Origin of the sequence: Salinispora tropica CNB-440, assembly GCF_000016425.1 — a bacterium.
Lineage (GTDB): Bacteria > Actinomycetota > Actinomycetes > Mycobacteriales > Micromonosporaceae > Micromonospora > Micromonospora tropica.
In genome coordinates this window covers 4,107,511-4,121,105 of the sequence record NC_009380.1, presented here as the reverse complement: position 1 = coordinate 4,121,105, position 13,595 = coordinate 4,107,511, and the positions used below count along the sequence as shown (strand labels likewise).

Annotated in this window: 11 protein-coding genes; 9 read left to right on the top strand and 2 right to left on the bottom strand. The window is 68.8% G+C overall.

The window, feature by feature from the left end; genetic code table 11:
- The first annotated feature begins 341 nt into the window (after positions 1–341).
- Positions 342–2,132: a glycoside hydrolase family 6 protein gene (locus tag STROP_RS18105; RefSeq protein WP_043535660.1), complete on the top strand. Its 1,791-nt coding sequence runs from the start codon at positions 342–344 to the stop codon at positions 2,130–2,132.
- Between the two features lie 104 nt (positions 2,133–2,236).
- Here STROP_RS18105 and STROP_RS18100 read toward each other — a convergent pair whose 3' ends face one another.
- Positions 2,237–2,620 carry a hypothetical protein gene (locus STROP_RS18100; RefSeq protein ID WP_012014807.1) on the bottom strand — a complete coding sequence of 128 codons (384 nt, stop codon included), beginning with the start codon at positions 2,618–2,620 and terminating at the stop codon, positions 2,237–2,239.
- The gene (locus STROP_RS18095; protein WP_018831495.1) at positions 2,613–3,173 is read right to left on the bottom strand and encodes a hypothetical protein; all 561 of its coding nucleotides are present in this window, start codon (positions 3,171–3,173) and stop codon (positions 2,613–2,615) included. The genes STROP_RS18100 and STROP_RS18095 overlap by 8 nt, the downstream gene beginning before the upstream one ends.
- A 439-nt stretch (positions 3,174–3,612) precedes the next feature.
- Between STROP_RS18095 and STROP_RS18090 the strand changes: the two genes are divergently transcribed.
- The 8 genes from STROP_RS18090 to xylA all read left to right on the top strand — a co-directional run bounded on the left by STROP_RS18090 (position 3,613) and on the right by xylA (position 13,587).
- On the top strand, positions 3,613–6,138 hold the full coding sequence (locus tag STROP_RS18090) for a sensor histidine kinase (protein ID WP_012014805.1): 2,526 nt from the start codon (positions 3,613–3,615) through the stop codon (positions 6,136–6,138).
- Entirely contained in the window at positions 6,135–6,560 is a 426-nt protein-coding gene (locus STROP_RS18085) for a roadblock/LC7 domain-containing protein (protein WP_018831496.1), read from the top strand. Before STROP_RS18090 ends, STROP_RS18085 begins: the two co-directional genes overlap by 4 nt.
- Entirely contained in the window at positions 6,550–6,933 is a 384-nt protein-coding gene (locus STROP_RS18080; RefSeq protein ID WP_012014803.1) for a DUF742 domain-containing protein, read from the top strand. The genes STROP_RS18085 and STROP_RS18080 overlap by 11 nt, the downstream gene beginning before the upstream one ends.
- Positions 6,914–7,513, top strand: coding sequence for a GTP-binding protein (locus STROP_RS18075; protein WP_012014802.1), 600 nt, complete (start codon positions 6,914–6,916; stop codon positions 7,511–7,513). Before STROP_RS18080 ends, STROP_RS18075 begins: the two co-directional genes overlap by 20 nt.
- Before the next feature lie 170 nt (positions 7,514–7,683).
- On the top strand, positions 7,684–8,766 hold the full coding sequence (locus STROP_RS18070; RefSeq protein ID WP_026275422.1) for a lactonase family protein: 1,083 nt from the start codon (positions 7,684–7,686) through the stop codon (positions 8,764–8,766).
- An 83-nt stretch (positions 8,767–8,849) separates the two neighbouring features.
- Entirely contained in the window at positions 8,850–10,580 is a 1,731-nt protein-coding gene (locus tag STROP_RS18065) for a VWA domain-containing protein (RefSeq protein ID WP_012014800.1), read from the top strand.
- Positions 10,581–10,810: 230 nt separating this feature from the next.
- Positions 10,811–12,286: a sugar transferase gene (locus STROP_RS18060; RefSeq protein ID WP_012014799.1), complete on the top strand. Its 1,476-nt coding sequence runs from the start codon at positions 10,811–10,813 to the stop codon at positions 12,284–12,286.
- A gap of 113 nt (positions 12,287–12,399) precedes the next feature.
- Positions 12,400–13,587, top strand: coding sequence for a xylose isomerase (xylA, locus tag STROP_RS18055; protein ID WP_012014798.1), 1,188 nt, complete (start codon positions 12,400–12,402; stop codon positions 13,585–13,587).
- Positions 13,588–13,595 lie beyond the last annotated feature (8 nt).

Below are 13,595 nucleotides of genomic sequence, written 5' to 3'. Positions count from 1 at the left end.
TGTAGTGCAGTGCCCTTGTTGCTGCTCGGGGTCCGGTGATCGAGGATTCACTCAGGTGTTGCTTTCGTTGAAGGATTGCGATGGAAGCGCTCCCATGGAAGAATCAAACGTACGTGGGGAGCCACACCACGCAGGTAGGGATATCGAGGGCAACCGGTTCGCCCGGGCGATCATCCCGCCGGTCTCACCGACCTGTGTCGGAGGTCCGCGAATACCACCACCCCGTCCAGGACGGCCCGGAAGCATCCGCTGACATCGGCGGGTTGCCCATGTCCGCATCGACCGGGTCACTCGGCCGGGGCCGTCCGCGGATCGGACTCTCGCCCAAGGAGATCTGTGGCATGAACGTGTGGAGAAGACTCTCCGTCCCGCGCCCGGCCCTCGCGCTGACCGGCGCGGGCGTCCTGGTCGTAGGCGGGTTGGTGACCCTGCCGGTCACCATGGCCCACGCTGCGACCCAGTGTGAGGTGTCGTACACCACCAATGACTGGCCCGGCGGTTTCACCGCTTCCCTCAGTATCAAGAACACCGGGGAGGCGCTGGATGGCTGGACGCTTCGCTTCACCTTCCCGAACAGTAGCCAGCAGGTGGTGCACGGCTGGTCGGCTCGGTACAGCCAGTCCGGGCAGAACGTTGCCGTGCAGAACGAGTCGTACAACGGTTTGGTGCCCAGTGGCGCCACCATCGAGATCGGCTTCAACGGTTTGTGGAGTGGCAGCAACCCCAAACCGACGTCGTTCACGCTCAACGAGGTGGCCTGCAACGGCGGTGGTGGCCCCACTACGGCACCGCCGACAACTACGCCGCCCACCACGGCACCGCCGACGACCCCACCTCCCACCACTCCACCTCCCACCACCGCGCCTCCCGGAGGCCGAGTGGACAACCCGTACCTGAACGCGGTGGGCTACGTGAATCCGGAGTGGAAGGCCAAGGCCGAGTCAGTGTCCGGTGGCAACCGGGTGTCGAACACGTCGACGGCCGTCTGGATCGACCGGATTGCGGCCATTGAGGGTACCGATGACAGCCAGTCCAATGGCCCGATGGGCATACGAGATCACCTGGATGAGGCGCTGAGTCAGGGGGCGGACTACATCCAGTTCGTGATCTACAACCTACCCGGTCGGGACTGCGCTGCGCTCGCCTCGAACGGTGAACTGGCACCGGACGAGTTGCCCCGCTACAAGGCCGAGTTCATCGACCCGATAGCGGCGATCCAGAGTGACGCGGCATACCAGGATCTCCGGATCATCAACATCATCGAGATCGACTCGTTGCCGAACCTGCACGCCAACACCGGCAGCAATCCGGGCGCTACCCCGACCTGTGAGCTTGTCAAGCAGAACGGCGCCTATGTCAACGGCATCGGCTACGCGCTGGCCACGTTGGGCGCGATCAGCAACGTCTACAACTACGTGGACGCTGCCCACCACGGCTGGATCGGCTGGGACACCAACTTCAGCCCGGTCGCCCTGCTCCTGAAGGATGCTGCCACAGCGTCCGGCAGCACGCTCGACGACGTGCATGGCTTCATCGTCAACACCGCCAACTACTCGGCATTGCGCGAGCCCTACTTCCAGATCACCGACACGGTCAACGGCCAGACGATCCGTCAGTCCACGTGGGTGGACTGGAACCAGTACGTCGACGAGTTGTCGTTTGCGCAGGACTTCCGCGACGAACTAGTTGCCAAGGGATTCGACTCGGGTGTGGGAATGTTGATCGATACTTCCCGCAACGGTTGGGGTGGCAGTGCTCGACCAACCGCCCCTGGGCCGACGACCGATGTGGACAGCTATGTCGACGGTGGTCGGGTCGACCGACGAATCCACGCCGGGAACTGGTGCAACCAGTCTGGTGCGGGCCTGGGTGAGCGGCCGCAGGCCGCGCCGGAGCCCGGTATCGACGCCTATGTCTGGGTAAAGCCGCCGGGCGAGTCGGACGGCTCCAGCGAGGAGATCCCGAACAACGACGGCAAGGGCTTTGACCGGATGTGCGACCCGACGTACGAGGGCAACGCCCGTAACGGCTTCAACCCCAGCGGTGCCCTGCCTGACGCGCCGATCTCCGGTGCCTGGTTCCCGGCGCAGTTCCAGCAGCTCATGCAGAACGCCTACCCGCCGCTGTCCTGATTGTGGAACCCAGCCGCCGGGGTAGGTGAGGCGCTCGGGTGGCAGGTTCCCCGAGTCCCGGACCCGATCCGCTCGATCGGGTCCGGGCCCCGGCAGCTCCGAGGTCAGGGGACCGTACGTTCGATCGCGGCCCGGCCCTTCTCGACCAGGTCCCGGCGGGCCCGCTCAACATTCTCCGGCGTCAGATCCTGACCGCGTGCCGCCACCAGATCCTCCGGCTCCCACGGCTGCTCGGCTCCGGTGCGGATGGTGTCCCCACCGGCCCCGGTGCCAGTATCGGTCACGCCGGTACCGGCGGCGTACGGGTCGCCAATGAGGTCCTCGGTCGACGTACCGCCGTCAGCCTGCTCCCCAGCGGTGGCGAAGGTGGGGGTGTGCCGGTCGCCACCCCCGCCGGTCATCAGCTGGGGGACGCCAGCGTCGTCCTCGACCGCTGCGGCTGCCTCAGCGCTCTCTTCCAACGGTCGGTACCGGTCACGATCAGTCATGGTGTCGCCTCCCGTCCGTACCTGCGCTACCTTCCCGCGTACCCCGTGCGTCGGGTGCCATGCCACCCGCATCGGGTCGTTGCTCGACAGCGGAGCCAGCGGGCGGGGTCATGTCGTCCTCCCACTGCTCGAGGTGGCTCTCAGCGGCGGGAGGCTCGGCAGTTACCGAAGCCCGATCGGCCTGCCGCCGCACCCACCCCGGGCCACCGTGGAACTCGGCCGTCGGGTCCGCCCGCCAGCCTTCTCGCGCAACGCCAACGGCGCCGTCGCCGGGCCGGGCGGTTGACTCGGCGCGTGCGTCCGGTTCCTCCTGCGCCCCGCCGGCCAGTGCGGACGCGGCGACTGCCCCGCCTACTGAGGGCGCACCGAGGGCGCTCGGGACCGGACCGGGTCGGTGGAATTCGGGCCGGCCGTCGCCCTCCGCAGCGGCGGCGGCGCGCTGGTCGCTTTCGTCGTCGGTCGTCGGTCGACCATCCTTCGGCCGCACTGGTACGGCTGCGGACGGTACGCCCTCCGGATGCTCAGTGTCGGCCTGCTGCTCGTCCTGGCGCATTCTCGTCTCCTCAACCTGGCTCCTCCGCTGCCGTGGGTATTCCCACCTGATGCAGCCCATCAATCCCGGTCCGGCATACTTTTCGGTGTCGTAGGAGAATCGCCTATACGGTGGTTTCCCGGCTTATGATGCCGTACCAGATTGATAGTGGACGGATGGTGCGAGGAGGTTGAAGCGTAGCGGGCAGCCTTCCGCGCGGTCTGTGTTGGCCGCGCGTTCCTGCTGGGGGCGGAGCGAGCGTGTGGCCGCCGCGCCGCTCGGGCTGACCGTGCCTGCCCGATGTGTCCATGGCTTAGACGGGCGGTAGTGCAACTGGGCTAGATTCCGTATCCTGCCCAAGGCGACCGTCGATGCCGTCCCGGCACTGTGGGGCGCGCTCCGGCGGGTGCTGCTCGGCATGTGCCGGCGTCCCCCGCAGCCCCCACCGGCGAGGTCCTGATTGAACACCCGCGACTGGCCGATCCGCGCCAAGCTGACCGCACTGGTCGTGGCGCCGGTGACCGCGCTTCTCACACTTTGGATCTTCGCCACCACCCTCACCTATGGGCCCGCACAGAGCCTGCTCGCCGCCCGCACCCTCCTCAACGAGTTCGGGCGGCCCGGCGAGGCGGTCGTCGCCGAGCTGCAACGCGAGCGTCGCCTCTCGGTCGTGTACCTGGCTGCCGAGTCTGCCCAGGTCGACCTCGATAGCCAGCGGCGGCAGACCGATGAGGCGATCGCCGAACTGCGTCGTCGGGCTGCCGGCGACGACCTTCGGGACGCCACCAGCGACCTGCTGGATGTTCGGTTGGACCGGCTCCTCGTCGCGCTGGATGCGTTGCCGGCCGGGCGTGGTCAGATTGACCGGGGAGGGGTGGACCGGTCCGGCGTCGTTGATCTTTACAGCGGAATGGTCTCGTCGGCCTTCCAGGCCTTCGCGGCGCTGTCAGCGCTGCCTGACCCCGAGCTACACCGGGAGGCGTTGGCGGTTACCGCGCTCGGCCACTCCCGCGAACTGCTCGGTCAGGCCGATGCCGTGCTGGCCGGGGTGTTCGTCTCGGGCAGCTTCGCCGAGGGCGAGCACCGGCGACTCGTGCAGACGATCGTCAACCAGCGGTTCCTTGCCGAGTCGGCGGTAGCGGACCTGCCGGCGGCGGAACGTAGCGTGTATCAGCAGTTGACCGAGCAGGCGGAGTTCCGCCGACTGGGTCAGATGCAGGATCTCCTGATCGAGAACACCACCGATCAGCCGCCGATAGCGGCTGCGAACTGGCAGGCCGACTACGACGCGGTCCAGCAGGCGATGCGTGACTACGAGTTGGACCAGGCCGACGGCTTGGCCGATCGGTCGATACCCATGGCCGTACGCGTCTTCCTGCTGCTCGCGTCCGCCGGGCTGCTAGGCCTCATCGCGGTCGTGGTCTCCCTGGTGGTGGCGATTCGGGTCGGCCGTTCCCTCGCGAGCCGGTTGGGCCGGCTGCACACCGTACTCGAACGGGCGGAACGTCAGCTGCCCGAACTGGTGGCGCGGATGCGCCACGGTGAGACGGTGGACGTGGAACGAGAGGCGCCGTCGGTCGACTTCGGTACGGACGAGATCGGCCAGGTGGGGCGCGCCTTCACCGCGGTGCGGCGGACCGCCATTCGGTCTGCTGAGGGCGAGGTAAACCTACGCCGTGGCCTGAACGAGGTCTTTCTCAACATCGCCCGACGCAGCCAGGGGCTCGTGCATCGCCAGCTCGCCCTGCTCGACCGGATGGAGCGGCGCACCGAGAACCCGGACGAGCTGGCTGATCTCTTCCAGGTCGACCACCTCGCCACCCGGCTGCGGCGACACGCGGAGGACCTGGTGATCCTGGCTGGTTCGGCTCCGAGCCGGGGCTGGCGCAATCCGGTAGCGATGGTTGACCTGATTCGGGGGGCGCTGTCCGAGGTTGAGGCGTACAAGCGGGTTGACATCGGCGGGGTGCAGTCGGCAGGCCTTGTCGGCCGGACCGTGGGTGACCTGATCCACCTGCTTGCCGAGCTGATCGAGAACGCCACCAGGTTCTCGCCGCCGGGGACCCGGGTCCAGGTCGTCGGGGCGCGCAGGGTCGACGGATACCTCTTCGAGATCACCGACCAGGGCCTCGGCATGAGCACCGAGGCGCTGACGGACGCCAACTCGTTGTTGGCCTCGTCGCCAGAGTTCGACCCAACCCGGACGGACCGGCTCGGGCTCTTCGTGGTGGCCCGGCTGGCCGCCCGGCACGGGGTGCGGGTCCGGCTGCGTCGGTCCGAGTCGGCTGGCCTGACCGCGGTAGTTCTCGTCCCGGACGAACTGGTCGCTGAGGAGCCGCTGCCCTCGGGCATGGCCCCCGGCGAGCGAGAGCGTTCTGGTTCTCGCGCAGTTCGGCGGGAGATGCCTGGTCGGTTGCCCACCGGGTCGGAGCCGTTGGCGCTCGCCAACAGCACGTCGGTCCCGACTGTCGGCGAGTCGGCCGGGACCGATGTCGGCCCAGCGCCCGTCGAGGTGGCCGGCGAGATCGACGGGCTGCCGCGGCGGGTCCGCCGTCGTCCGGCCGCGATACCGCGGAGCCGGGTGGGCACGGCGGTGCCGCCAGGTGGTGCCACCGGGGGGCCGGGGCAGGAACGACTGGGCAGGCCGGAACCGGCGGGTGCCGCGGGAGCCGGCACCGATGGGGTGTCTCGCTCCCCGAGCGGGCCAGGCGGGGCGACCGCTGAGGGCAGGCGGTTGAGGCCGGCTGTGGATGGGCCGACGGTGCGGCAGCCAGCCGTGGGCGGTCGGCAGTCACCGTCGGCGGATCCGACCCCCCGCTCACCGGAGGAAGCCCGCCGGATTATGGCGGCGCTACAAGCCGGCACGGCGAGGGGACGTCGGGTCGCTGCCGCCCGAGTATCAATGTCCGAGGCCGGGCCGGGCGCTCGGCCGATCGACGCGTCGGACGGACTCGAAATCCCGACCGCGACTGAGAGGGACGCGTGATGCTGCAATCTACCAGGCAGAATGTTGATCTCGACTGGTTGCTCGACGAGCTGGTGGAGCGGGTGCCGCCCGCGCGGCAGGCGGTGGTACTCTCCGCCGACGGTCTGCTGCTGGGGGCGTCCGCCGGGCAGGAACGGGACGACGCGGAGCACCTGTGTGCCCTCGCCTCTGGCCTCTCCAGCCTGGCTCGGGGCACGAGCCGGCATGTGACTGGTGGTCCCGTCCGGCAGACTGTCGTCGAGATGGAATCGGCCTTCCTGTTCGTGACCACGGCCGGGCGGGGCGCCTGCCTCGCGGTGGTTAGCGACGCGGACGCCGACATTGGGCTGGTGGCGTACGAGATGGCGATGCTGGTGACTCGGGTGGGGGAGACGATGAGCATCCCGGCCCGGCCAACGGCGGGCGCAAGCGATGTGGGCTGAGTCCGGGATGTCGGATGAGTGGCTGGACGACGACGCAGGTCCGGTGGTGCGCCCCTACACCGTGACCGGAGGGCGCGTGCGGGCTGCCAGTGGTTTCGACCTGGTCGCGTACGTCCTCGCCGACCGGGACGCTCAGCCCGCCGTGCATCTCGACCTGCACCCCGAGCACCGGCAGCTGGTTGCGCTGGCGGCCCGGCCGGTCCCGGTGGCCGAGCTGGCGACCGGCCTCGACCTGGCGGTCGGCGTCGTCCGAGTGCTGCTCGGCGATCTGGTGGACCGGGGTCTGGTGACGGTCCACCAGCCCTCGGCCGGCCCGTACCTGCCCAACAACGACATCCTCAAGGCGGTGGTCAGTGGACTCCGTGCGCTCTGAACTCCCAAGAACCGGTGCCCACATCCCGATCGCGCTCAAGATCCTCATCGCCGGGGGCTTTGGCGCGGGGAAGACGACACTGGTGAGCGCGTTGAGTGAGGTTCGCCCGCTCCAGACCGAGGAGATGCTGACCGATGCCGGGATCGGCACCGACGATCTCTCTGGGGTGGAGGCGAAGTCCACCACCACCGTGGCGATGGATTTTGGTCGAATCACCATCAATGAAGATCTTCTGGTCTACCTCTTCGGTGCTCCGGGACAGGATCGATTCTGGTTCCTCTGGGACGAGTTGGCCTTCGGGGCGCTGGGCGCGGTGGTACTCGCCGACACCCGTCGACTGGCGGACTGCTTCCCGTCCATTGGTTACTTCGAACAGCGGGGTATTCCGTTCGTGGTCGGTGTCAACTGTTTCGACGGAGCACGCCGGTTCGGCCTGGAGACCGTACGCGAGGCGTTGGACCTGGACCCCGACGTGCCGATGCTGCTCTGTGACGCCCGGGAACGGCAGTCCGGCAAACAGGTGTTGATCGCGCTCGTCGAACATGTGGCCCGGCAACATGGGGAGCCGGTGCCGGTCTGACCCTGGTGCCCGCCGAACGGACCCCCGCCTCACCGCCACGGTGAGCTACCGGCCAGCGCGCGGGAGCTGGCTCCGGACTCGGGTCCCTCCGCGGCCTTCCGGCGTGATGCGTCGTGGCCGGTGTGAACCTCTGGTTGGATCGGGGAGGAGTCGGCGCGGAGGGCGGTCCGGTGGCGGTGCAGGGTGAGTTCATCCATCTCGGTTGCTACACGGCTGGTGCCGGGGGGCGCGGCGAGGGGATCGTCGTTGCCCGGCGGGAGCCGGAGTCGGGTGCGCTCACGCCGCTCGGCACGGTCGCGGTCACCCCGGCGCCGTCGTTCCTCGCCCGGCATCCGGACCTGCCAGTCCTGTACGCGGTCAACGAGGTGACCGACGGCGGTGTCAGCGCGTTCCGGATCGCCGCGGACGGGGATCTCACCACGTTGGGCAGCCGGCCCACCGGTGGCGCCGATCCATGCCATCTCGCGGTCTCCGACGATGGCCGGCACCTCCTCGCGGCCAACTACGGCGATGGGAGCGTGACGGTGTTCCCGCTTGACGGGCAGGGGGTGCCCGGGGAGCGCACCGACCTGGTCCGACACGAGGGCCATGGCGCGGACCCGCAGCGGCAGGAGCGGGCGCACGCCCACATGGTCGCGCCGGGCCGAAACGGGGGCCCACTGCTCGTGGTCGACCTCGGCACCGACTCGGTCTACCGGTACGAGCTCGATGCCGCGACGGGGCGGTTGGTGCCGCGGGCTCCACGAGTGCGCACCGCCGCTGGTGTCGGGCCACGGCATCTTGCCCGTCACCCAGACGGGCGGCGTTGCTGGCTGGTCGGGGAGTTGGATGGCTCGGTTCTGGCCTATGAGATCACCACGGCGGCTTCCCTGCGTTTGAGCGGCCGGGTTTCGGCCAGCGGGCGCCCGGGGCAGGTGCAGCCTTCGGAGGTCGCGGTCGGGCCGGAGGGGAGGTTCCTCTATGTCGCGAACCGGGGTGTCGGCACGATCGCCGTCTTCGCGCTCGACGGCGAGTTGCCGGTGCTGGTCGCCGAGGTTGACTCCGGTGGGGAGTGGCCCCGGCACTTCGCGCGGGTCGGTGCCAACCTGTATGTCGCGGACGAGCGGGCCGACCTGATTAGCGTGTTCCGGGTCGACCCGACGACCGGCGTGCCGGCGCCGGTCGATGAGCCGGTAGGTGTTCCGAGTCCCACCTGTGTCCTGCCCTGGACAGGAGATCGGAGCGTATCGGGTTTTCGCGCTCACGTAGCGTAGTCAAATAGCGTCGGTGGTTGCTTCTGCGTAACTAAGTCCGAACGGATGTAGCAGTTGCCGGGCAGCGTCCGGAAGATGGTCCCGTGTCTCCAGGCCGCCATCGCACCCGAACGAACATCCGCACCGCCGGTGTCGCCGCAGCTGTCGGGGTACTGGTCATTGCTGCTGGTGGATACTTCGGCTACCGGCAGCTAGCCTCGCCGGGGTGCTCCGGCCAGGTTGAGCTCGCGGTCGCGGTCGCGACTGAGCTGGCACCGGCAGTCGACGCCGCGGCGACCGAGTGGGCGAACGAGGGCGCGGTGGTGGATGGCAGCTGCGTTGAGGTAAGCGTGACGGCTGCCGAGCCGGTCGAGATAGCCGCCACCGTCGCGGCCAAACACGGTGCCATCCTGGCCGGGGTGGGGCAGGTCAACGGCGCCGCGGTCAGCCCGGATGTCTGGGTGCCCGACTCGTCGGCGTGGCTGCTACGGCTTCGGAGCGGCGGTGCGACCGCATTCGATCCGGGTAACGGAGCGTCAATCGCCCGCAGCCCGGTGGTCCTGGGGGTGCCCGAGCCGATCGCCTCCCAGCTCGGCTGGCCGGCGCAGGAACTCACCTGGTCCGCGCTGGTCGGCCAGGTTAACAGCGCTAAGCCGCTCAAGGCCGGCACCGTGAACCCGACCCGAGATGCCGCCGGTCTCTCCGGGCTACTCGCGCTGAGCGCCGCCGCGGCGGCCGGGCAGGACGGCCAGGCGGCAACCGTCGGCGCGTTGCGGGCCTTGTCCACCAGCAGCGCGAATCTGCGCCAGGAACTGCTCTCGAAGTTCCCCACCGCCGCAGACTCCACCACGCTGGCCCGGAGTCTCGGCGCGGCGGCGTTGTCTGAGGAGGATCTGCTCTCGTACAACGCCCGGAAGCCGGCGGTGCCGCTGGCCGCGCTCTACCCGGAGCCAGCGGCGAACCCGTTGGACTACCCGTACGCGGTGCTGCCGGGGATCGGGCCGGCCAAGGCGTCGGCTGCCCAGATGCTTTTCGACGTGCTCACCACGGCCAGCTTCAAGGATCGGTTGGCGTTGTCGTCACTACGAGCGCCGGACGGTACCTGGGGTGCTGGTTTCAGCGCGCCCGCAGGGGCGCCGAGCCCGGCGGCCGATGGTGGCAACGCCGCTGGTGACCTGGACCCACTGGCGGTCGAGCGAGCGGTCTCCAGCTGGTCGATCGCCACCCAGTCCGGCCGGATGCTCTGTGTCATCGATGTCTCTGGCTCGATGCGGGAACCCGTGGCGAGCGCCAACGGTGTGAGCCGCCAGCAGGTCACCCTGGATGCCGCGGGGCGGGGGCTCCACCTCTTCGATGACAGCTGGCAGATCGGGCTCTGGGAGTTCTCGACCAACCTGGGCAGCGGGCGGGACTACCGGCGGCTGGTCGAGATCGGCCCGCTGAGTAGTCAGCGGAGCGAGCTTGAGCAGGCGTTGGCCCAGATTCAGCCGACCCGGGGTGACACTGGTCTGTTCGACACGGTGCTCGCCGCGTACGAGGCAGTCCAGGAGGACTGGGACGAGGGCCAGGTCAATTCGATCGTGCTCTTCACCGACGGCAAGAATGACGATGACAACGGCATCAGCCAGCAGCAGCTGATCGCCGAACTGGAACGGATCAAGGACCCGGAGCGGCCGGTGCAGGTCGTTCTGATCGGGATCGGCGCGGACGTCAGCAAGGCAGAGCTGGAGTCGATCACGGAGGTTACCGGTGGTGGCTCCTTCATCACCGAGGACCCGACCAAGATTGGTGACATCTTCCTGAAGGCCATCGCACTGCGCGAGCCGGATGCCTGACCCGAGGCTCAGCCTCGAGGTCGCCGTCGAAGTCGAGATCGATGCGGTGGGCCTGAAACGGCCAGGGCAGTGCCCGCGCAAAGTGACGGCAATACGTCGGAAAGAAACGGTGCCCACAATGCTCAGGGCAGGATGTCGTTGTTCCGGCGGGAACCAGGCCATCCTCGGCTCGGACCACCGGGCCGTTCCCCGGCCAGGACCACCGGGGCGATGCGAGGTGGGGAGGGCCGGTGAACTCGGCGACGCTGTTGACTCCCAGCCGGTTGACGGTGGGCGGGGTGTCCCCGCCGAGGGCGCGTGCTGTCGTGCGGTCCTACCTCCGGGCCTTGGTGGTGCTCGACACCGCGGTGCTGAGTCTCGCCGTTCTCGTCGGGTACCTCGCGCACTTCGGCATCGGGCCCCCCGGCGGTGCCGCGCTCCCCTACGTCGTGGTCGCGCCCGGCCTGGTGCTGGCGTGGCTGGTCTCGCTCAAGGCGTTTCGCTGCTACGACGATCGGGTCATCGGCTACGGCGCCGACGAGTATCGGCGGGTGAGTGTGGCCAGCCTGCGCCTTGCCGGTGGGGTCGTGATCGCTGGCTGGGTCCTCGATGTCGGCGTGCCCCGGGGCTTGCTCACTACCTCCTTCATCGTCGGCGTTATCGGGCTCGAGGTGGCCCGCTTCGCTGCCCGCAAGAGATTGCACCGGTTCCGCTCACGGGGTCGTGGTTGGTCCCGAAAGGTGCTCGTGGTCGGCGACACCGCGCACGTCCTGGAGTTGGTGGACACCCTGCGGCGTGAGCCGTACGCGGGCTACCAGGTAGTCGGGGCGTGCATCCCGGATGCGTTGCTCGCTCCGGTTCCACAGCAGTTGGGCGACGTACCCGTGGTGGGTTCGTTCAGGGGGATCCCCGCGGCTGCCACCGCCATCGGCGCCGACACGGTGGCGGTGACCGCCTCCGGAGAACTGACCGCCACCCGACTGCGTCGGCTCGGCTGGCAGTTGGAGAACACCGGGCTTGATCTGGTGGTCGCCCCGGCACTGACCGATGTCGCGGGACCCCGGATCCACACCCGTCCAGTGGCCGGGCTGCCGCTGATCCACGTCGAGGCCCCGGAGTTCCGGGGCATCCGGAAACTGGTGAAAGGACTGGTTGACCGGGCGTCCGCGCTCCTCGCACTGACCCTGCTGCTGCCGCTACTGGTCGTGATCGCGCTGACCGTGCTGGCGGACAGCCGGGGGCCGGTGTTGTTCCGGCAGACCCGGGTCGGGCGGGGAGGCCAGGAGTTCGGGGTGTGGAAGTTCCGCACGATGGTGGTCAACGCCGATGCCCTGTTGGCGGAGTTGGCGGCGCGCAACGAAACCGACGGCCTGCTGTTCAAACTGCGTGACGATCCTCGGGTGACCCGGGTCGGTCGACTGCTGCGCAAGTGGTCGTTGGACGAGCTGCCACAGCTTGTCAACGTCCTACTCGGGCAGATGAGCCTGGTCGGCCCCCGTCCGCCGCTGCCCTCGGAGGTCGCCCGGTATGACGGCGATGTCGCCCGACGGCTGCTGGTCAAGCCCGGCATGACCGGCCTTTGGCAGATCAGTGGCCGGTCCGACCTGAGCTGGGAGGATGGTGTCCGGCTCGACCTCTACTATGTGGAGAACTGGTCCCTCGCTGCCGATCTGACCATCTTGTGGAAGACCTTCGGCGCGGTGTTGAACCGCCGCGGCGCGTACTAGGACTCTGCGGCGGCCCGTGCCCTCGCGGCTTTGGTGGTGTCCGCAGTGGGCGTTTCGGCTTCGTCTGGTAAACCAACCACAGAACATGGCGGACGACACCCCGGAGGCTGGCGATGGCGCCCCGTCCCACCCCTGCTGACAAGTTCTCCTTCGGCCTCTGGACGGTGGGCTGGCAGGCCCGGGACCCGTTCGGCGACGCCACCCGACCGCCGCTGGACGCGGTCGAGGCGGTGCACCGCCTTGCCGACCTGGGGGCGTACGGCATCACCTTTCACGATGATGATCTGATCCCCTTCGAGGCGGACGCTGCCGTCCGCGATGCCCACCTCACCCGGTTCCGTCGGGCCCTCGACGAGACCGGCCTGGTGGTCCCGATGGTCACCACCAACCTCTTCACCCATCCCGTGTTCAAGGACGGCGGCTTCACCAGCAACGACCGGGACGTCCGGCGGTACGCGCTCCGCAAGGCGCTGCGTGCCGTGGACCTCGCCGCCCAGCTGGGCGCGCGCACCTTCGTCCTGTGGGGTGGTCGGGAGGGTGCCGAGTACGACGTCGCCAAGGATGTCCGCGCCGCCCTGGACCGCTACCGCGAGGCGGTTGACCTGCTCTGCCAGTACGTCGTGGCGCAGGGATACGAGCTGCGGTTCGCGATCGAGCCCAAGCCCAACGAGCCGCGCGGCGACATTCTGCTGCCCACCGTCGGGCACGCGCTCGCCTTCATCGCCACCCTGGCCCGCCCGGAGCTGGTCGGTCTCAACCCGGAGGTCGGCCATGAGCAGATGGCCGGGCTCAACGTCGCCCACGGCATTGCTCAGGCGCTCTGGCAGGGCAAGCTGTTTCACCTCGACCTCAACGGCCAGCGTGGGGTCAAGTACGACCAGGACCTGGTCTTCGGCCATGGTGACCTGCTTAACGCCTTCGCACTGGTCGACCTACTCGAGAACGGTGGTCCAGGCGGCGGGCCGGCGTATGACGGTCCCCGGCACTTCGACTACAAACCGTCTCGTACCGAGGACCGGACCGGGGTGTGGGCCTCGGCCGAGGCAAACATGCGCACCTACCTGCTCCTCAAGGAGCGGGCCGCGGTGTTCCGGGCCGATCCGGAGGTCACCGCGGCGCTGGCCACGAGCCGGGTGGGTGAGCTGGCAACGCCAACCCTCGCCCCCGGCGAGACCCACGCCGGTCTCCGCGCCGATCGCACTGCCTTCGAGGAGTACGACGTGACCGCTGCCGGCGCTCGCGGCTACCACTTCGTTCGGCTCAACCAACTCGCCGTCGAGCATCTGCTCGGTGCGCGCTGAAGGCGAGC